This is a genomic window from Thalassospira tepidiphila MCCC 1A03514 (assembly GCF_001662875.1).
GTDB classification, from domain to species: Bacteria; Pseudomonadota; Alphaproteobacteria; order Rhodospirillales; family Thalassospiraceae; genus Thalassospira; species Thalassospira tepidiphila.
In genome coordinates, this window is record NZ_JPVZ01000005.1 from 205,741 (window position 1) to 225,259 (window position 19,519).

Here is a 19,519-nt window from a genome sequence, read left to right on the forward strand (position 1 = left end):
CGTCCTGAACGCCTATGGCGTGCATGTTGCTCTGGCATTTCGCCAAATCTTCCTTGCGAATACAGGGCTGCTGCGCATACCCTCCTCGCCTCAGGAATCACAATAAATCAGGGAAACAGTCATCATGTCTTCGACCAAGCCGGAAACAATTGTCCTTCATGCAGGCTATCGCGCCGAACCGACAACCGGTTCTGTCGCCGTCCCGCTCTATCAAACCACCAGTTATCAGTTCCGCGACACCCAGCATGCCGCAGACCTTTTTGCGCTTAAGGAACTGGGCAACATCTATACCCGCCTGATGAACCCGACCAATGATGTACTTGAACAGCGCGTGGCGGCCCTTGATGGCGGCGCTGCGGCGGTTGCTCTGGCATCGGGCCAGGCGGCATCGACCTTTGCGGTGCTGAACATCGCACAGGCGGGTGACAACATCGTCAGTTCCACCGATCTTTATGGTGGCACCTGGAACCTGTTTGCCAACACCTTCAAACAGATGGGCATCGAAGTCCGCTTTGCCGATCCGGCCGATCCGGAAAACTTCCGTCGCCTTGCCGATGACAAAACGCGTGCATTCTATGCCGAAACCCTGCCCAACCCGAAACTGCAGGTCTTCCCGATCCGCGAAGTTGCCGATATCGGTGATGATCTGGGCATTCCGTTGATCGTTGATAATACCGCCGCTCCGGTGATCTGCAAACCGATCGACCACGGTGCCAGCATCGTGATGTACTCGACCACCAAATTCATTGCCGGTCATGGCACCTCGGTTGGCGGCATCGTGGTTGATTCGGGTAAGTTTGATTGGGAAAAGCACGCCAAGCGCTTCCCGCTTCTCAATGAACCGGATCCCAGCTATCATGGGGCCGTCTGGACCGAGGCCGTCAAACCAATCGGCCCGGTGGCTTACGCGATCAAACTGCGCTGCACGCTGCTGCGTGATGTCGGTGCGGCAGCCTCCCCGTTCAATTCCTTCCAGACCATTCAGGGCATGGAAACCTTGCCGCTGCGTATGGAACGCCATTGCGAAAACGCGCTCAAGGTTGCCGACTTCCTGGCATCCCACCCGAAAGTCACCAAGGTCATCCATCCCAGCAAACAGGATGGCGAAGCCCGCCGTCGCGCGGACAAATACCTTAAGGGTGGTCTGGGCTCTTTGATGGGCTTTGAGCTGGCCGGCGGCAAAGATGCCGGCGAAAAATTCATCAACTCGCTGGAGCTGTTCTACCACGTGGCCAATATCGGTGACACGCGATCCCTTGCCATTCACCCGGCCACCACGACTCACAGCCAGCTCTCAGAGGAAGATCGCCTGTCATCGGGTGTGACTGATGGCTATGTCCGCCTGTCAATTGGCATCGAACATATTGACGACATTCTGGCAGATTTGACCCAGGCGCTTGATAAAGCCTAATAAACCGCCAAAGACTGCTTTTCCGCAAAACCGGTCAGATCCTCGTCTGGCCGGTTTTTCTATTGACGCTTTTGTATGTCCGGGCTAACCCATATCGGCAATACATGCACAACATGCAAAACAGGCATATAGATGTCGAGCGTTTCAAGCCGTCAGGAAGAAATCCACAAACTTCTGCGCAGCCAGGGCACGGTTCATATCCACGATCTGGCCGCCCTGTTTCACGCATCCCTTGATACCATCCGCCGCGATCTGCGCCAGATGGAGGACGAGGGTTATTTGCGCCGCATTCACGGGGGTGCTGTCCTGCCCAATTCGGCACAGGAAAGCTACGTCGAACGGGCGCAGGAACTTCAACCCGAACGGACTGCCATCGCCCAAAAGGCCGCACGTGAACTGATCCCCGATGATTGCGTGGCATTTTTCGACAGCGGCACCACCGTGTGTGAAGTTGCACGCAACCTCAAACCATCCTTTCGCGGCACGGTGATTACCGTCAATCCGATGATCGCGGTCGAACTTGCCAATCATCCGAACGCCGAAGTCATCATGTTGGGCGGCACGCTTCGCAAAACAGATATGGTGGTGTGCGGCCCGACGACCCTTGATCAACTCAGAAACTTTAATGCCGATATCGCACTGCTTGGCACCTGCGCGCTTCACCCCGAGGCGGGGCTTTCGACCAGCAGCACCGAAGAACGCGCCACCAAGGCGGCCATGATCGCCCAATCGGCCGAGGTCATTGCCATCACCACCGCCGACAAACTTGAAACCAGCTTGCCACACCGGGTCTGCGACATTGATGCGATTTCCCATCTCGTCACCGGGCGCAAACTGTCAAACGGCTATCTTGCCAATTACACCCGTCTTGGTTTGAACGTCATTCAGGCCTGATTGCCTTCCCTCGCCTTGCGGAGAAACTCGTTAAATGCAAACCCACGCCACTGCCCATAACCGGGTGCGCGCCATCTTCTTTTTGCATGGTGCCGCTTTTTCAAGTTGGGTGCCGCATATCCCGCTGGTGCAGGAACGTCTTGGCCTTGGCCATGACGAACTTGGCGGCATATTGCTGGCGGCGGCCATCGGGGTGCTTGCCGTGATGCCGATCGCCGGAAGACTGGCAGACCGGTTTGGCAGCGAACGCGTGGTGCGTTATTCGGGGCTATTTTATTTCATTGCCGTTGGCGTGCCTGCCTTCATGCCCGACTATCTCAGCATTTCGATCGCGATGTTTGCCCTTGGCTTTTCCGGTGCCTTTCTGGATGTCGCGATGAATGCCAGTGGCCTGCAGGTCGAACGCGTCAAGGGCCGCAGCATCATGTCCGGGTTACATGGTTTCTGGAGTCTCGGCGGTTTTGTCGGCGCAGGGATTGCCGCCGCCTGGTTCGCCCTGCCGATTGGCAAAGAATTCCATCTGCCAATCGTTCTCTCGCTGTTTCTGATCGCGCACATCATCGCACAAGCGGGGCTTTTGTCGGATCAGGCAGCATCGGAACATCTGTCTGGCCCTAAGGATGCCAGCCAAACCACAACAGCAAAGACCAAGGATCGCAATCTGTTCCTGATGCTGTTGCCGTTCGGGGTCTGTGCCTTCATCGGTCAGTTCGGGGAAGGTGTCCTGACCGACTGGGCAACGGTGTTTATGAATTCCGAACTGTCATCCGGCCCGACATTGGCCGCCGTCGGCTTTGCCATCTATTCCTTTGCCATGGCCGCCACCCGCTTGTCTGGTGATGCACTGGTCACCCGGTATGGTCGCGTGCCGGTATTGCTGACAAGTTCGGTACTGGCATCCCTTGGTACCCTTGTTTTGACCTTGTCACCCAATATCGTTATCGCTTGGATCGGCTGCGGAATTGCCGGCATGGGGCTTGCAGTCATCCTGCCGCTGTTGCTGTCTGCGGCGTCCCAGACAACGGGCAAAGGTGGTGGTGCGGTTGTTTCAATCATTGCCGCAACCGGCTATTCCGCCATCATGGCCGGGCCACCGGTGATCGGTGCAATTGGTGAAGCCCTCGGACTGGTCACGGCCTTTGCCCTGACATCGGCATTCCTTGCCATGATTATCCCGGTTTACCTGTTAACCATGCGCAGGCGGTTGCAAATTGCGGCCAATGGTTGATCAACGGCGCAATCTGTCCCATAAATTGCCCAGCCTCACAGTATAGAGAACAGATCATGGTCAACAAATTCGCCTATGGCACCTTCCCCAGCACCCGGCAGCGCCGCAACCGCATGACCGACTGGTCGCGCCGCATGGTCGCCGAAACGCGGTTGACCTCCCATGATCTGATCCTGCCTGTCTTTGTCATTGACGGTAAAAATGAACGCACACCGATCCCGTCCATGCCCGGCGTTGAACGCCAGTCGGTTGATGTTCTGGTTGAAACCGCCAAACATGCCGAAAAGCTTGGCATACCGGCCCTTGCCCTGTTTCCCTATATCGATGCCAGCCTGAAAACCAAGGACGCCCGCGAAGCCTATAACCCCGACAACGTCGTGTGCCGCGCGGTCAAGGCGATCAAGGATGCCTGCCCCAATCTGGGTGTCATCACCGATGTCGCACTTGATCCCTTCAACGCCGACGGACAGGACGGCATTGTTGTCGACGGTCAGATCCTTAATGACGAAACGACCGAGGCCCTTGTCCGTCAGGCCCTTGTTCAGGCGCAGGCAGGCTGTGATGTGGTTGCCCCATCGGACATGATGGATGGCCGCATCGGTGCGATCCGCAAGGTCCTTGAAGAATCAAGCCTCAAAAACGTTCAGATCATGGCCTATTCGGCCAAATATGCATCAGCCTTCTATGGTCCGTTCCGTGATGCGATTGGTTCGGCCAGTGCACTTGGCAAGGCCGACAAGAAAACCTATCAGCTGGATCCCGCCAACAGCGATGAGGCGATGCGCGAAGTCGCCTATGACCTTGATGAAGGTGCAGACTCGGTCATCGTCAAACCGGGCCTGCCCTATCTTGATGTGCTTTATCGCGTCAAACAGGAATTCGGCGTGCCGGTCTTTGCCTATCAAGTATCTGGCGAATACGCGATGATGCGTGCGGCTGGTCAGAATGGCTGGCTTGATTATATCGGCTGTGCGATTGAAACCTTGTCCTGCTTCAAGCGTGCCGGGGCATCGGGTGTTCTGACATATAGCGCGATTGAAGTCGCCGAGGCACTGGAAGGCTGATCTCCCCGCTGCCACGACAAGCAATAAAAAAGGGCCTCAATCGAGGCCCTTTTGCTTTGGGATGCGAACATCAAATCATGCGGACTTTGCCGCAATGCCATCCGCATCATCTTCAATGCCATGGCCAATCGCCCGCGCGCAGAAATGCGGACGCAGGCCGGACCGGGCAAATACGCCTTCAATATCCTGTCCATCAAGGAACCCGCCCTGATGGACCAAAAGGGTTTTGATGCCTGACGCCAGTCCACCCAGCACATCGGTATGCACCGTATCGCCGACCATCAACACACGGCTGCGATCAACACCGGGATGGCGTTTCAGGACTTCCTCAAACACATGGTGATACGGTTTGCCAACGCATTGCGGCATGACACCGGATGCATCCCCCGCCAGATGCGCGAAATACCCCGACTCAACCGACAGGAAATCACCCATCGGCGCACAGATATCGGGATTACCGACCAGAACCGGCCGCGGATTATCCTTAAGGCTCTGCTCCAGAAGGGCTTGCTGGGTATCGGTCCAACTATCGGAGTCAATCAACAGGAACCCGCCAACCGCATCGTAAAGCGCAGGATCACTGCCAAGCGGCTCGACCCAACCGGGCAGAATGTCAAACGGCCAGTCGGTCGGCGCCATTGCCCCCCAATGGGAGATGTCGGCATATTCGCCCATCAGCGGGGCGACAAACTGCTGGCTGCTGATCAGGCTGTTATTGTCGAAATCAAAGCCGCGTTTGCGATGACGGCCCAGAATGGCCTCGCCCGAGCTTGAGGCATCATTGGTGACAACCGCAATTTTCTTGCCCATTTCCTGCAAGGTCGCGACCGTCTTCACCGCACCGGGAATGGCGCTTTGTCCGCTATTTAGCACGCCAAAGGCATCAAACACGATCAGATCAAACTGATCGGCAATCGCCAGAAGATTATCGACATAATCGGTTGCTGCGGGCACGGCATCAGGTGCGACCTGTGGCAGACGCGGTGCATAGCGCAAATAGGCATCCAGGGCCTGCGCAAAATCCAGTTGCAACCGATTGGCACTCATCGTCATTTCTCCCACACGAACGGCACGTTATTACAATTCCGGCGTATTCAAACCGATTAGCGCGCCAATTACACCCAAAATTATTCGCAACACCACAAACGCGGATAATCAACCAGAACACATCACGCAACTTCATTACCTATGCGCCATACGCATAGCAATAAAAAGTATCAAATCTGCGTCACCCATCCAGCTTAGAACAGTTAACGAGAGATTTCAGGGATTTCTGCGCTTTTCAATCCGCAGACATGCAAAAAACGCATTGGATTATATCCGCAATCACCCTTAGATTGCCCTCACGAAATGAATAGGACGTATCGACTGATGAATGCGCCACCAAGCAGTTGATCATTCGATACATCCCATGCAAACCGACACGTCAAACCAGCTAACTATTCCTGTGCGGAATATCTCGGTGAGAACATGCCGGTTAACTGAACAGACGCCGAATAATCGGCCGGTTTGAAATAGGTGATGAAATGATCGTAACCAAGATTTTTGCTTTCCTTCGCGCTCTGCGCGTTCAGTACCAGACCCAGAATGCGCTGCGTAAGCTTGATACGCGCGAACTGGCAGACATCGGTCTGAACCGCGACATGATCGACGATGTAGCACACCGTGTTGCTTTCGGTCGCTAAGCCACGACCGTAGCGTCCATGAGGAAGACCCCGACAGAGTATCTGTCGGGGTTTTTCTTTGTCCGGATTTTGGGATTGCCGCGAAAAGATCCGCTTTGCCTGCTTTGTCTTAGTTGGCAAACAGGGCCTTGTGCTCTTCACGCAGGACATTCTTCTGCACCTTGCCCATCGCATTACGCGGCAGTTCATCGACAAAGAACACACGCTTGGGCACCTTGAAGTTGGCAAGCTCCGACTTGATCGCCGCAATCACGCCCTCTTCGCTTAAGCCGCCTTTTTCTTCCGGCACGATCACTGCCACAACCGCCTCTCCAAAATCGGGATGCTGAACGCCGATCACCGCACTTTCAACAACGCCCTCCATCTTGTCGATCAGGGTTTCGATTTCCTTGGGATAAACGTTAAACCCGCCGGAAATGACCAGATCCTTGGCGCGCCCGACAATATGGACATAGCCCTTGGCATCGATCTTGGCGATATCACCGGTGATAAAGAACCCGTCTTTGCGGAATTCCTCGGCGGTTTTTTCGGGCATCTGCCAGTAACCGGCAAAAACGTTCGGCCCGCGCGCTTCAAGCACACCAATCTCATCCGTACCCAGGACATTGCCGTCTTCATCACACACGCGCACTTCGACATCTGGCAATGCCGGGCCAACGGTATGAACGATGCGTTCGCCATCCAGCGGATTGGACGTCGCCATGCCCATTTCCGTCATGCCATAGCGCTCCAAAAGCGCCTTGCCTGTCCGCTCCTTAAAGGCCGTAAAGGTCTCTGGCAGAAGCGGCGCGGATCCGGAAATAAACAGACGCATGTTTGCGGTGACATCGTTGGTGAAATCGTCGCCCGACAACAGACGCACATAAAACGTCGGAACGCCCATCATCACCGTACTGCGCGGCAAAAGCGCCATCACCTGGTCACGATCAAACTTCGGCAGGAAAAACATCTTCGATCCCGACAGCATCACACAATGACAGGCAATGAAAAGCCCGTGGGTATGGAAGATCGGCAAGGCATGAAGCAGGGTATCGTCACCCTTAAAACCCCAAAGCTTTTCAAGCGTTGATGCATTGGACCACAGGTTCATCTGGGTCATCATCGCGCCCTTGGGTTTGCCCGTTGTGCCCGACGTATAAAGAATGGCCGCCAATTCATCGTCTTTGCACGCGACCGGCGCAAAGTCAGAGGGTTGCGATGCCGCCCCATCCATCAGGCTGCCTTCGGCGTTCATGCCCAGTGTCAGAACATGCGCAACGCCCTGCTCGTCCGCGATGGCCTTGACCTCATCTTCACGATGGGGTTGGCAGACGAAAATCACCGGAGATGCGTTACCCATGAAATAGGCAAGCTCGCCCGCCTGATACGCGGTATTCAGCGGCAAATAAACAAGGCCCGCTCGGATGCAGCCAAGATAAAGAAACAGTGCTTCGGGGGATTTATCGACCTGAACGGCAACCCTGTCGCCTTTCTTCGCACCAAGCGACGTCAGAAGACCGGCAATCTGTGCCGATGCTGTGTCCGCATCGCCATAGCTATAGGTTTTGCCATCAGGCGTCTCAATCAGAACTGATGACAGATCGGCCGGAAACCGGTCGCGGATGCGCATGAAAAGGCTGTTGGTCACTGTACTGCTTCCCCGAGAATTCGTTTTGACCGGCAGGTTTCCCCTGCCGGTCTTTTCTGCGGGCAGCATAGTGCAACCAACCATTATAGGTAAACAAGTACCTTTTTACCGCAATGATCGATTTTGTCTGTCAATCAGACTGTGTTGGCCTTGCGACGCTAGTCCAGCGCAACCGACGGGAACTCCCCGTCAATATACGGGAACGCTTCACTAACCGTCACCTGCACCTCGGGGTGGAAGCCGTTGAAATGGGTGGCCAACGCATTGCTATATGCCCCGATGTGACCAAACTCGATCCAGTCGCCTTCACGAATATCGGCAGGCAAAGTCACAGTCGCTGGCAAGACATCCATATTGTCGCAGGTCGGCCCATAGATGGTGAATTCCAGTGTCTCTTCCGGATCGAAATCACCTTCAATGCGCAGCGGACGCACCGGATAACGCAATTGCCCGGTCACGGTTTCCGACAGGCTGCCGTAAACACCGTCATTGATGAATAGCGTATCTTCCTTGCGCAGATGCACCTGCGTAATCAGGGAAATACCGCTCGATACCAGCGCCCTGCCCGGTTCGCACATATAGGTCGTATCGGGCATATCAAGCCAACGGATACAATCCTTGATCTCGTCCATGAACTCTTCAAGGCTGGCACCGCGCTGGTTCATATACTGGCCGGGGAAACCGCCACCAACGTCGATATGCTTGACCTTCACACCGGAAAAATCAACGACCTGACGGATAAGTTCGACCGCGATCCGATACCCGGTCGGTGTCGTGCATTGCGACCCGACATGGAAACACAAGCCTGCGTGATAACCGTATTCATCGACCTTCTTCAAAAGCTCGGCCGCCACCATCGGACGCGCACCAAACTTTGCTGACAGGTTATAGGTCGCACCGGCGGGCGGCGTTGCAAGGCGCACATGGATCACCAGGTTCGTGTCACCCTCGGTTTCCTCACGGATTTTCTCAAGCTCTTCGGCGGTATCAATCACATAATGATCAATTCCGAACACCCGATAGGCATTGCGGATGGCATCGCGGCTTTTGACCGGATGCATGAAATAGGCCTTCATCCCCGGGAATTGCCGCCGCACGATCGAGATTTCCTCAGGCGAAGCCGTGTCAAAATGACGCACCCCGCCTTCGTGAAGATATCGCATGACCTCCGGATGCGGATTGCATTTCACCGCATACAGGACGTCTCCCGGGAACATTTCGACAAAGCGCTGCGCTGTTTCTCGAAGAATATTGGGTCTAAGGCAATACACCGGATAGGAAGGCTTGAGTTCCTTAACAACATCGAACGTCGTATCGAAATGACGTGGCACAATATACTCCATCGTTTACCAATATCAGGCGCCCAGACACGTACCGCCGCCGGGCTGGCCTTTGAGTTAGGGTAACAGCCCTCTTGTCGCCTGTCATGCGACTTGCATATGCACCACACCGATTAGGGTACTAATTGCGCTTGATATTGCATCGCCCTGTCGATAATTTGGTAAACCAATACCAAATAACCAATATCGTGCGCCCCGCGCGGTTTACCGCAGATGCACGCCAACCCACAGGGAGCCTGAAATGCCCATCGATCTGATCCTTGATCCATCCGTTCTGGCCAAGGAGCTGTCCGGTTATCATCTGATCAACGGTAAACTTGTCGCCCCGAAAAACGGCAAGACCTTTGATGTTCTTAATCCTGCCACGGGCAAGGTCATCGGTCAGGCTGCCGACGGTGACGCCGACGATGTCGCGATTGCAGTCGCCGCCGCCAAGGCCGCCCAGAAGGACTGGGCCGAACGCCCGGCGCGTGAACGCGGCAAACTGTTGGCCGAATGCGGTCGTATCCTGATGTCCCATGCAGAGGAATTGGGACGTCTGGTCGCCCTTGAATCGGGCAAGGCCCTTCGCACCGAAAGCCGGGTTGAGGCATCGGTTCTGGCCGATATGTTCGTCTTTTTCGGCGGACTTGCGTCCGAGCTGAAAGGTGAAACGGTTCCGTTCAACCCGAACATGATGACCCTGACCACTCGTGAGGCCGTTGGCGTTGTCGGTGCGATCATTCCGTGGAACGTTCCGATGATGCTGATGGCGATCAAGGTTGCCCCGGCACTGGTTGCCGGCAACGCTGTCGTCGTCAAATCCGCCGAAGACACCCCGCTTGCGGTTCTGCGCGTGTGTCAGATCATGCAGGAAGTTCTCCCGGCTGGCGTCTTTAACATCCTGTCGGGCTTTGGCCCGTCTTGTGGCGGCCCGCTGGTCGAACACAAGGATGTCAAAAAGGTTTCCTTCACCGGATCGGTTGAAACCGGCCGCACGGTGTATCGTGCTGCTGCCGAAAAACTCATTCCGGTTACCCTTGAACTGGGTGGCAAATCCCCGATGATCGTCATGGGTGATGCCGACCTTGATAAGGCGATTGCCGGTGCGATTGGCGGCATGCGCTTCACCCGTCAGGGACAAAGCTGCACGGCGGCGTCACGCATGCTGGTGCATGAAAGCCTGCATGACGAATTCGTCAAACGCCTGATTGATAAGGTCAACACCCTTAAAATGGGTGATCCGCTGGATGAAGAAACCGACATCGGCACGATCATCAACCGCAAACAGTTCGACAAGGTTTGTGGCTATATAGAAGTCGGTGAAAAAGAAGGTGCGACCAAAAACGAACTCAGCGCACTTCCCACTGACAGCGCCCTTTCCGATGGCCTGTTTGTCCGTCCGGTGATCTTCACCAATGTCGATCCGAATGCGCGGATTGCCCGCGAGGAAATCTTTGGCCCTGTTGCCTGCGTGTTCAAGTTCAAAACCTTTGAAGAGGCCCTTGAACTTGCCAATGACAGCGACTTTGGCCTGGCGGCGACCGTCTGGACGACGGACCTTAAAACCGCTCTTGTCGCCACCAAGCGCCTCGAAGCCGGTTTTGTTCAGGTCAATCAGAACCTTGTTGTCCAGCCGAACCTGTCTTATGGCGGCATCAAGCTTTCCGGTCTTGGCAAGGAAGCATCGCTTGAAAGCATGCTCGAACACTTCACCTACAAGAAGACCATTATCCTGAACATGGAATAAACTGTCTGTCGCTTGACACGATTGACTTCAAGAAACCGGGTTGCACGTGACGCAACCCGGTTTTTCTTTTCCGATGCTTGACCTTGCGCGCGCAATCCGCAAAGGTGCCTTTCTCAAACACATCGAAACCCGGAAAGTACATGGCTATGTCTGCAGCTACTGACATCCTCGCATCACACTCTTGCCCGCCTCTTTGTGCCGGTGTGATCGCCATGATTATGGGTATTTCCGACCTGCGAATGTGATCCCTGTCATCTGCGGATGACAGGACCGGTTTAATACCGCTATTCACGCCATAAAATATTACTATAGCCATCGCATCAGATTGCGGATGGCCGCAGGAGTACGGAAATCATGACTGTTTCCTATCACGATATTGTTCGCGCCTCGGGCTTGCTCGAAGGCATTGTTGCGAAAACACCACTGGTAAAATCATTAACGCTTTCAAACATTTGCCAGGCGGATGTTTATCTGAAACTTGAAAATCAGCAATATACCGCGTCGTTCAAGGAACGTGGCGCCTATGTCAAACTGGCAAGCCTGACTCCGGAAGAACGCGAAAAAGGTGTTATCGCCGTATCGGCTGGCAACCACGCACAAGGCGTGGCGTATAACGCCAAACGACTTGGTATTCCCGCCACCATCGTGATGCCCAAAAACACCCCCTACACCAAGGTTCACCACACGCGCTCTCATGGTGCCGAAGTTGTTCTGACCGGCAACGTCTTTGCCGAAAGCCTTGAGGCCGCCGGCCGCATCCAGCAAGAACGCGGTCTGACCTTCGTCCATCCGTTTGATGATCCGCATATCATCGCAGGCCAGGGCACGGTCGGGCTCGAAATCCTTGATGAAAACAAAGACATCGACACGGTTGTCGTGCCAATTGGCGGTGGTGGTCTGGCATCGGGCGTTGTCACCGCAATCAAATCGCGCCGCCCCGACATCGAAGTGATCGGGGTTGAGACCAAGCTTTACCCGTCCATGTATGAAGGCATACACGGCAAGGAATTCACCGGCGGTGGCGTCACCATTGCCGAAGGCATTGCTGTCAAACAGCCCGGCGGCCTGACGCTTGAAATCTGCAAGGAAAAGCTCGATGACGTCGTTCTGGTCGAAGAAAGCTCGATCGAACGCTCCATCCAGATGATGATCGAGATCGAAAAAAGCGTTGTCGAAGGTGCCGGTGCCGCTCCGCTTGCCGCCCTGCTTGATCACCCGGATCGCTTCAAGGGCAAGAAAGTCTGCCTGATCATTAGCGGCGGCAACATTGATACCCGCCTGCTGGCCCAAGTTCTGATGCGTGGCATGGCCCGTGAAGGCCGCCTTGTTCGTGTCCGGATCGAAATTCCGGATGTGCCGGGCGCACTTTCAACGATCAGTGCCTTGATTGGCGAAGAAGACGCCAACATCATTGAAGTCTATCACCAGCGCCACTTCTATGATGTGCCGGCCAAACAGACCGATGTCGACATGGTGCTTGAAGTGCGCGACACCCAGCATGGGCAACAGGTGATCGACCGCCTGATCAAGGAAGGATTCGGTGGTCGACTGCTTGGCAACACGTCGCTTGACTAGGAACCCCTGCATCTAAAAACGACAAAGGGCCGTTGGTATTTCACCACGGCCCTTTTCTTGTGTGAACTACATCACATGGCAAACAACAAAATCAGTCACCCAGCGTGCGATACCGCCCACCATAATACAGCAACGGCGCACCGGTTTCGCCCATCACCAGTTCCTGAACATGACCAACGATGATGCTGTGATCACCGCCTTCATGAAGGGCGTGACGTTCGCAGGTCAGCGCCGCAACACTGCCTTTAAGGCGCGGCATGCCAAGGCTGTCATCTTCATATGCAACCTTGTCCCAACCATCCTGCCCGGGGGCTGAAAACAGCTCGGACACCTGCTTTTGGCTTTGGCTCAGGATATTGATGCAAAATCGTTTGGCATCCCCCGTGAACAGCGCGTGAGTCGCCGCACGGTGATCAACCGAAAACAAAACCAGCGCTGGATCAAGCGACACCGAGGCAAAGCTGTTGATGGTAATGCCCGCTTTTGCACCGTCTTGGGCGCGGGTGGTTACAACGGCAACGCCGGTTGTGAATTGACCAAGGCAATCGCGAAAATCGCGCGCAGAGAAAGACATATTGAAGGAAGCTCTCGTATACCAATATGGATGGGTGACGCGTCCCGAATGGAGCTTGGGGAAAATGGCGTCTATTCACCGCGCTGTCAAACCTAACTCGCAGCTAATTTAAACGCGATGTTAATAAGATTAAAACTTAATAAGAGCATATAGATATCAGAAACACGTTCTGCACTGCCGCAGAAGGCAGATGTTTCGATGAACTCGGGGTTGATCGTTCAGGTATCTGGCTTGGGGTAGCGGAGAAGAAAAAAGAATGTTCTTGATCATTGGTTATATCGTCGTAGTCGGCTCTGTCTTGGGTGGCTATCTGCCGCATGGCGACTTTGGCATTCTTGTGCAACCGCTTGAAGTTCTGATCATTTTCGGGGCTGCGTTTGGTGCCTATTTGACTGCCAACCCGCTTGGCATCGTGAAGAAATCCTTCACCTACACCATTCGCGCCATGAAAGGCCCAAAGAAAAAGGCCGCCTATCTGGAACTTCTAATCTGCCTTTATGCGATTTTCCGCCTTGCGAAATCCAAAGGCGATCTTGCGCTTGAAAGCCACGTTGAAAACCCGGAAAGCTCCAGTCTGTTTTCCAGTTTCCCGATGCTGATGAAAGATCATCATGCGATGGAATTCATGTGTGACTATCTGCGCCTGCTTACCCTTGGCACGACCAACGCCTATGAACTTGAAGCCGTGATGGATCAGGAACTTGAAACCCATCACGAAGAAGAACACGCAGTTGCGTCTGCTGTGCAAACGGCTGGTGACGGCCTTCCGGCACTTGGCATTGTTGCCGCTGTTCTTGGCGTTATCGTCACCATGAGCTCGGTGACAGAACCGCCCGAAATTCTTGGTGGCCTGATTGCGGCGGCCCTTGTCGGTACCTTCCTTGGTATTTTGGGTGCCTATGGCTTTGTCGGCCCGACCGCATCGATCATCAAAAACACAGTGGACGCAGACGGCAAATATTATAGCTGCATCAAAGCCGCCCTGGTTGGTCACATGCAGGGATATGCCCCGCAGGTCTCGGTGGAGTTCGCACGTAAAACCCTCCCGCATAATCTTCGACCCAGCTTCAAAGAGCTTGACGAAGCGCTGCAAGACGCGCCCACGGCTTGATTTTGCGATAAAAGATCTGGTTTAGAGGACAACGCAGCAAATGCCCGATATCGTCATAAAAAAGATCAAAAAAGGTGGGCACGGGCATCATGGTGGTGCCTGGAAAGTTGCCTATGCCGACTTTGTGACGGCGATGATGGCATTCTTCCTGTTGCTGTGGCTGCTTTCCAGCGCGACCGAGGAACAGCTGCAAGGCGTGTCGATGTATTTCACGCCCGAGACCATCTCGCAAAATGAATCGGGTTCTGGTGGTTTGCTGGGCGGTACCAGCCTGGCCGAAGAAGGTGCGCTGCGTTCAGAATTCGGATCACCCTCCATCAGCATGGAAATCCCGCCGGTCGAAACGCCGGAAGAACGCGAAGCCATCCGCGTTGCCCAGATGGAAGAACAGGAATTCAACGAGGCCCAGGAAGAACTCCTTAAGGCAATCGAAGCCAATGAGGAACTTCAGGGCCTTGAAAAGAACATCCGTATCGAAAATACCGATGAAGGGCTTCGCATCCAGATCCTTGACGAAGACGGCACCGCCATGTTCCCGAGTGGCAGTGCCGCCATGGCCGATCATACCCGCCTTCTGCTGCAACAGGTCGCGGGCGTGATTGAAAACATGCCACAGGATGTCTCGATCGAAGGCCATACCGATGCCGTGCCGTTCAACCGGACAGATGGCTATTCCAACTGGGAACTGTCCGCCGATCGTGCGCTGGCAACCCGTCGTGCGCTTGAAGACATGGGGCTTGAAACCGGACGCTTTGCCAAGGTTGCCGGTCTGTCGGATACCGACCCGCTCCTGCCCGAGGCACCGGAAAATGAAAGCAACCGCCGCATCAGCATCACCTTGCTGCGTGGTACTGGCGAACGTTCCGCGCTTGAAGGCACCGGCGAAGCTGGCCAAAACGGACAAACTGCACCGACAGGTGCAGCACCCGCTGGCCCGGCACCATCGCCTGCCCAACAACCGGCACAGGGTGAAAACCAGCGCCGCCCGACCTTCTCGGTTCCGTCACAACGGTGATTTGAAATCTGGCAACAGAAATCGGTGCCCTTTTGACCGTCAGGCCTTTAAACTGTCATAAACAACACCTAATCTCATAGAATAGTTCTCTTTGATGTGACCGGGACTGATCGGATCAAATGACAGTTAATCAGCGGCGCTTGACCCAGCACTATTTTATGACTGCACCGATGCCGTGCCCATACCTGCCCGGCCGGTTCGAACGTAAACTGGTCACGGAATTGCGCGGGCCCGAAGCCAACAACGTCCATGATCTTTTGTCGCGTGCAGGCTTTCGCCGCAGCCACTCCATCGCCTATCTGCCGGCCTGCAGTGATTGCAATGCCTGTGTTCCGGTTCGCGTCCGCTGCGACGGGTTCGAACCCAGCCGGTCCTTCCGCCGCATCAAGAACAGAAACAACGATCTTGTCCGCAAGGTAATGCCACCGTCCGCGACCCAAGAACAATATCAGCTGTTTAGCACCTATCAGGATGCCCGACATGGCAATGGTGACATGGCGCGCATGGATGCCCGTGATTACCGCGCAATGATCGAAGACAGCACTGTGGAAACCTCGATCTTCGAGTATCGCCGGGATGATGACAGCCTGATTGCTGTGGCGCTGGTTGATATTCTGGCCGATGGACTGTCTGCTGTTTACAGCTTCTTTGACCCGGAAGAAGACCGTCGCGGACTGGGTACTTACATCGTGCTTGATCTGATCGACGAAGCCAGAATGCTAACTCTTCCGCACGTCTATCTTGGCTACTGGATCAGCGATTGCCGCAAGATGTCTTATAAGATGCGGTTCCAGCCCCTTGAAGGCTTCCGCGATGGTCAGTGGGTCTCGATGGAAGACGCCGATAGCGACGCGGACTAAGCTGTAAAAGTTCGCGTTCCGCACCAATTGCGCGAACCACTTTCCCCAATTAGACTAAAGTACCATACAACAACTCGATCCTCGGTTGCCTGCCCGTAAAGACGCATATAAGCTTCGTCTCAAAGCTGATCATCCAGCTTTTACAGATAAATCATGAGCTTGCATCTTTGGGAGGTTGTAACCAATGAAACGTCGCCAATTTCTTTCCGGCGCTGCCGTAGCAGGTGCGACTGCTGCTGCCGCGTCAACTTTCGCCAAACCGGCAATTGCCCAGGACGTCCGCGAATGGCGGATGGTCACCACCTGGCCGAAAAACTTTCCGGGCCTTGGCACCGGCGCAAACCTTCTTGCTGAATACATCACCAAGGCATCCGAAGGTCGCCTGAAAGTTACCGTTTTTGGCGCAGGTGAAATTGTTCCGGCATTCGAAGCCATCGACGCTGTTGGCAACGGCACCGTCGAAATGGGCCACGGCGCGCCTTACTACTGGAAAGGCAAAGTCGACGCGACCCAGTATATCGCAGCAATGCCGTTCGGTCTGAACGCACAGGAACAGAATGCGTGGTTCCAGTGGGGGGGCGGTCAGGAACTGGCTGATAAGGTCTATGCGGAACTGAACTGTAAGTTCTTCCCGTCGGGCAACACCGGCACGCAGATGGGCGGCTGGTTCAACAAGGAAATGAACACCATTGACGACTATAAAGGTCTGAAAATGCGTATTCCGGGCCTTGGTGGCGAAGTTGTCAAAGCTGCTGGTGCCAACGTTGTGAACCTTCCGGGTGGCGAAATTCCGCCTGCTCTGCAGTCGGGTGCGATTGACGCAACCGAATGGGTTGGTCCGTACAACGATCTGGCCTTTGGTCTCTATAAGTCGGCCAAATACTACTACTATCCGGGCTGGCACGAGCCGGCGACCGTTCTCGACAACTTCATCAACCTGGATGCATGGAATGCACTCCCGGATGATCTCAAAGCCATTGTCGAGCAGGCAAACCGCGCCGTGAACCAGATGGTTCTGTCCGAATTCACCGCGCGTAACGTTCAAGCACTCGACACCCTGCGTAACAAGCACGGCGTTGATGTTCGTCCGTTCTCTGACGACATTCTGACCGGCCTTGGCAAACTGTCGGGCGAAGTTCTGCGTGACCTGGTTTCGTCGAACCCGCTGTCACAGGAAGTGTTCGAAAGCCTTATCGCCTTCCGTACCCAGTCGATCGCATGGTCGAAATTCTCGGAAGCGGCATTCGCACAGGCACGTGTCCTGCCGTTCAAATACTAAGTTCTCCGCATTCGGAAAACGACAAAGGGCTGGCATTTGCCAGCCCTTTTTATTTGGTGGCTTGCTCCAAACTTATCAGAGCCGGTCACCGATACAAAAAAGGCACCCATAACGGGTGCCTTTTTCTTTGATGATATGTCGCTGTCGTTCTTAGAACAGAACGCTCGGAAGCCAGGTTGCCAACCACGGGAAGGCAGCCACAAGGCACAGACCAAGCATCTGGATAACCACGAACGGTACAATCCCGCGATAGATATCCCACGTCTTGATCGCCGCCGGGGCCACACCGCGCAGATAGAACAGCGCAAAGCCGAATGGCGGTGTCAGGAAGCTGGTCTGAAGGTTGATTGCAATCATCACACCCAGCCAGACCGGATCGACGTCAAGCTTAAGCAAAATCGGGCCGACAATCGGGATCACAACAAACACGATCTCGATGAAGTCAAGGAAGAAGCCCATGACGAACATCAGCAACATCACGACCAGCATCGCACTGAACACACCACCCGGAAGGTTGTGCAGCAGTTCTTCGACCAGATGATCACCACCCAGACCACGGAACACCAGCGAGAACACCGACGCACCCAGAAGGATGACAAACACCATCGCGCTGACCTGAACCGTCTGGCGCACCACATGGCGCAGCACAGGCATATCAAGACGGCGATAGAACGCAGCCAGAATGGTCGCACCGACCGAGCCGAATGCCGCGGATTCCGTCGGCGTTGCAATCCCGGTCAGGATTGAGCCCAGAACCGCCACGATCAGCAATGCCGGTGGCAGCAATGCGCGCAGCACTTCACCCCAAAGGCCTGCCGGGCGTTTGCCTTCGACAAGTGCGGGTGCTGATTCCGGATCAATCAGGGATTTGATGATGATCCAGCCGATATAAAGCCCAACCAGCATAATTCCCGGAATGAAGGCACCGGCAAACAGATCCATCACCGAAATCGGTTCCGGTGCCCAGTTGCCCAGCGCACGCTGTGCTTCGGCATAGGCCCCCTGCAGGATATCACCCAGCAGAACCAGAACGATCGACGGCGGAATGATCTGACCCAGCGTACCCGATGCACAGATCACACCGGTCGACAGTTTCGGGTCATAACCGGCCTTCTGCATCGCCGGCAGGCTGAGCAAGCCCATGGTCACAACCGTCGCACCGACAATACCGGTGGATGCCGCCAGCAACATGCCGACGATCACGACCGAAATACCAAGACCGCCACGCATGGTGCCAAACAGCATGCCCATGGTGGTCAGAAGCTTCTCGGCGATCCGTGCGCGTTCAAGCATCACGCCCATGAACACGAACAACGGGATCGCAACATAAAGCTCGTTGGTCATCACACCGAAATAGCGTGACGGCAAAGAGCCCAGAAGCGGCATATCGAATGTGCCCATGGCGTTGCCAATAAGCGCAAAAGCAAGACCGGTGCCCGCAAGTGAGAAAGCAACCGGAAAACCAAGAAGAAGCACGCCGCAAGCTACGGCGAACATCACCAGGCTAAGAATTTCCCCCGTCATCAGACGCCCTCGTGCTCTTCTTCTTTGATTTCAAATTCTTTGTGACCGGTCAGGACCAGAACACTGCGCGCTGCCAAAGACAGCCCCTGCAGCAGCATCAGGACACCAAAGACCAAAATCACAGACTTATACAGGAACAGTCCCGGAAGCCCGCCGGTTTCATGCGATCCTTCCAGACGGTGCCAGCTCGTGACAACGTAAGGATAGCTGTACATCAGGATCATGATAACCACTGGCGCAAGCAGGAACAGGGAACCAAAAAGGTCTACCCATGCCTTGTAGCGCGCCGATGCCGGACGATAGAAAACGTCAACACGCACATGCCCCCCATGCAGCAGCGTGTAACCCGCGCCGACCATGAACATGATGCCGTAAAGCCACATATAGCTTTCCTGCATCGATACCCAGCCGACCGCAAAGCCATAACGCAACGTTGCCACCAAAAACGTGATCACCACCATGGGGATCACCAGCCAGGCTACTCCGCGTCCGATCCAGTCATTAAGACTGTCGACGGCGCGGACGAAATTTCCCAGAAATCTCACTTTTCACTCCCAAGCCCTTTTTTGAATCTCACAGGAAAATTGCGGGCTTCCTGTTAAA

The 19,519-nt window shown here is 54.9% G+C and carries 17 protein-coding genes; 11 read left to right on the forward strand and 6 right to left on the reverse strand.

Features of this window, described 5'->3' with window-relative positions:
• Positions 1–124: 124 nt before the first annotated feature.
• From TH4_RS13085 to hemB, 4 genes are all read left to right on the forward strand, one after another.
• Entirely contained in the window at positions 125–1,411 is a 1,287-nt protein-coding gene (locus tag TH4_RS13085) for an O-acetylhomoserine aminocarboxypropyltransferase/cysteine synthase family protein (RefSeq protein WP_064781443.1), read from the forward strand.
• 132 nt (positions 1,412–1,543) lie between these two features.
• Positions 1,544–2,305: a DeoR/GlpR family DNA-binding transcription regulator gene (locus TH4_RS13090; protein WP_064781444.1), complete on the forward strand. Its 762-nt coding sequence runs from the start codon at positions 1,544–1,546 to the stop codon at positions 2,303–2,305.
• A 34-nt stretch (positions 2,306–2,339) separates the two neighbouring features.
• Positions 2,340–3,533 carry an MFS transporter gene (locus tag TH4_RS13095; RefSeq protein ID WP_064781445.1) on the forward strand — a complete coding sequence of 398 codons (1,194 nt, stop codon included), beginning with the start codon at positions 2,340–2,342 and terminating at the stop codon, positions 3,531–3,533.
• 56 nt (positions 3,534–3,589) lie between these two features.
• Positions 3,590–4,597 carry a porphobilinogen synthase gene (gene hemB / locus TH4_RS13100; protein WP_064781446.1) on the forward strand — a complete coding sequence of 336 codons (1,008 nt, stop codon included), beginning with the start codon at positions 3,590–3,592 and terminating at the stop codon, positions 4,595–4,597.
• Between the two features lie 75 nt (positions 4,598–4,672).
• Here hemB and TH4_RS13105 read toward each other — a convergent pair whose 3' ends face one another.
• Positions 4,673–5,644 carry an HAD-IIA family hydrolase gene (locus tag TH4_RS13105; RefSeq protein WP_064781447.1) on the reverse strand — a complete coding sequence of 324 codons (972 nt, stop codon included), beginning with the start codon at positions 5,642–5,644 and terminating at the stop codon, positions 4,673–4,675.
• A gap of 479 nt (positions 5,645–6,123) precedes the next feature.
• Here TH4_RS13105 and TH4_RS20485 point away from each other — a divergent pair, with 479 nt between their 5' ends.
• On the forward strand, positions 6,124–6,282 hold the full coding sequence (locus tag TH4_RS20485; RefSeq protein WP_082923501.1) for a DUF1127 domain-containing protein: 159 nt from the start codon (positions 6,124–6,126) through the stop codon (positions 6,280–6,282).
• A 109-nt stretch (positions 6,283–6,391) separates the two neighbouring features.
• On the opposite strand, the gene TH4_RS13115 is transcribed toward TH4_RS20485, so the two are convergent.
• Together TH4_RS13115 and TH4_RS13120 are read right to left on the reverse strand one after the other, a co-directional pair.
• Positions 6,392–7,909, reverse strand: a complete 1,518-nt coding sequence (locus tag TH4_RS13115) for a malonate--CoA ligase (RefSeq protein ID WP_064781527.1) — start codon at positions 7,907–7,909, stop codon at positions 6,392–6,394.
• 158 nt (positions 7,910–8,067) lie between these two features.
• The gene (locus TH4_RS13120) at positions 8,068–9,240 is read right to left on the reverse strand and encodes a type III PLP-dependent enzyme (RefSeq protein ID WP_063090104.1); all 1,173 of its coding nucleotides are present in this window, start codon (positions 9,238–9,240) and stop codon (positions 8,068–8,070) included.
• 250 nt (positions 9,241–9,490) lie between these two features.
• On the opposite strand from TH4_RS13120, the gene TH4_RS13125 reads away from it, so the two are divergent.
• Positions 9,491–10,978 (forward strand): aldehyde dehydrogenase family protein, encoded by a 1,488-nt coding sequence (locus tag TH4_RS13125; RefSeq protein WP_064781449.1) that lies wholly within the window; start codon positions 9,491–9,493, stop codon positions 10,976–10,978.
• Positions 10,979–11,332: 354 nt separating this feature from the next.
• Positions 11,333–12,553, forward strand: a complete 1,221-nt coding sequence (locus TH4_RS13135) for a threonine ammonia-lyase (RefSeq protein ID WP_064781451.1) — start codon at positions 11,333–11,335, stop codon at positions 12,551–12,553.
• Positions 12,554–12,644: 91 nt separating this feature from the next.
• Here the strand turns inward: TH4_RS13135 and TH4_RS13140 are convergent, their stop codons facing one another.
• Positions 12,645–13,127: a flavin reductase family protein gene (locus tag TH4_RS13140; protein WP_064781452.1), complete on the reverse strand. Its 483-nt coding sequence runs from the start codon at positions 13,125–13,127 to the stop codon at positions 12,645–12,647.
• 256 nt (positions 13,128–13,383) lie between these two features.
• Here TH4_RS13140 and motA point away from each other — a divergent pair, with 256 nt between their 5' ends.
• The 4 genes from motA (at position 13,384) to TH4_RS13160 (ending at position 17,392) form a co-directional block, all read left to right on the forward strand.
• The gene (gene motA, locus TH4_RS13145; RefSeq protein ID WP_063089439.1) at positions 13,384–14,238 is read left to right on the forward strand and encodes a flagellar motor stator protein MotA; all 855 of its coding nucleotides are present in this window, start codon (positions 13,384–13,386) and stop codon (positions 14,236–14,238) included.
• Between the two features lie 40 nt (positions 14,239–14,278).
• Positions 14,279–15,253, forward strand: a complete 975-nt coding sequence (locus tag TH4_RS13150; protein WP_064781453.1) for a flagellar motor protein MotB — start codon at positions 14,279–14,281, stop codon at positions 15,251–15,253.
• 119 nt (positions 15,254–15,372) lie between these two features.
• Positions 15,373–16,113, forward strand: coding sequence for an arginyltransferase (locus tag TH4_RS13155; protein WP_064781454.1), 741 nt, complete (start codon positions 15,373–15,375; stop codon positions 16,111–16,113).
• 184 nt (positions 16,114–16,297) lie between these two features.
• Complete coding sequence (locus TH4_RS13160) at positions 16,298–17,392, forward strand: TRAP transporter substrate-binding protein (protein ID WP_008891137.1); 1,095 nt, start codon at positions 16,298–16,300, stop codon at positions 17,390–17,392.
• Between the two features lie 150 nt (positions 17,393–17,542).
• Here TH4_RS13160 and TH4_RS13165 read toward each other — a convergent pair whose 3' ends face one another.
• Both TH4_RS13165 and TH4_RS13170 read right to left on the reverse strand, forming a co-directional pair.
• Positions 17,543–18,916, reverse strand: a complete 1,374-nt coding sequence (locus TH4_RS13165; RefSeq protein WP_008891138.1) for a TRAP transporter large permease — start codon at positions 18,914–18,916, stop codon at positions 17,543–17,545.
• Positions 18,916–19,461 carry a TRAP transporter small permease subunit gene (locus TH4_RS13170; protein WP_064781455.1) on the reverse strand — a complete coding sequence of 182 codons (546 nt, stop codon included), beginning with the start codon at positions 19,459–19,461 and terminating at the stop codon, positions 18,916–18,918. The genes TH4_RS13165 and TH4_RS13170 overlap by 1 nt, the downstream gene beginning before the upstream one ends.
• Between the last annotated feature and the right edge of the window lie 58 nt (positions 19,462–19,519).

What these genes read in the sequence shown, in the direction of transcription:
- TH4_RS13105 (WP_064781447.1), bottom strand. Translation starts at nt 5,644, where the DNA reads ATGAGTGCCAATCGGTTGCAACTGGATTTTGCGCAGGCCCTGGATGCC.
- TH4_RS20485 (WP_082923501.1), top strand. Translation starts at nt 6,124, where the DNA reads ATGATCGTAACCAAGATTTTTGCTTTCCTTCGCGCTCTGCGCGTTCAG.
- TH4_RS13160 (WP_008891137.1), top strand. Translation starts at nt 16,298, where the DNA reads ATGAAACGTCGCCAATTTCTTTCCGGCGCTGCCGTAGCAGGTGCGACT.
- TH4_RS13165 (WP_008891138.1), bottom strand. Translation starts at nt 18,916, where the DNA reads ATGACGGGGGAAATTCTTAGCCTGGTGATGTTCGCCGTAGCTTGCGGC.
- TH4_RS13095 (WP_064781445.1), top strand. Translation starts at nt 2,340, where the DNA reads ATGCAAACCCACGCCACTGCCCATAACCGGGTGCGCGCCATCTTCTTT.
- TH4_RS13090 (WP_064781444.1), top strand. Translation starts at nt 1,544, where the DNA reads ATGTCGAGCGTTTCAAGCCGTCAGGAAGAAATCCACAAACTTCTGCGC.
- TH4_RS13125 (WP_064781449.1), top strand. Translation starts at nt 9,491, where the DNA reads ATGCCCATCGATCTGATCCTTGATCCATCCGTTCTGGCCAAGGAGCTG.
- TH4_RS13085 (WP_064781443.1), top strand. Translation starts at nt 125, where the DNA reads ATGTCTTCGACCAAGCCGGAAACAATTGTCCTTCATGCAGGCTATCGC.
- TH4_RS13135 (WP_064781451.1), top strand. Translation starts at nt 11,333, where the DNA reads ATGACTGTTTCCTATCACGATATTGTTCGCGCCTCGGGCTTGCTCGAA.
- TH4_RS13150 (WP_064781453.1), top strand. Translation starts at nt 14,279, where the DNA reads ATGCCCGATATCGTCATAAAAAAGATCAAAAAAGGTGGGCACGGGCAT.
- TH4_RS13140 (WP_064781452.1), bottom strand. Translation starts at nt 13,127, where the DNA reads ATGTCTTTCTCTGCGCGCGATTTTCGCGATTGCCTTGGTCAATTCACA.
- TH4_RS13155 (WP_064781454.1), top strand. Translation starts at nt 15,373, where the DNA reads ATGACAGTTAATCAGCGGCGCTTGACCCAGCACTATTTTATGACTGCA.
- hemB (WP_064781446.1), top strand. Translation starts at nt 3,590, where the DNA reads ATGGTCAACAAATTCGCCTATGGCACCTTCCCCAGCACCCGGCAGCGC.
- motA (WP_063089439.1), top strand. Translation starts at nt 13,384, where the DNA reads ATGTTCTTGATCATTGGTTATATCGTCGTAGTCGGCTCTGTCTTGGGT.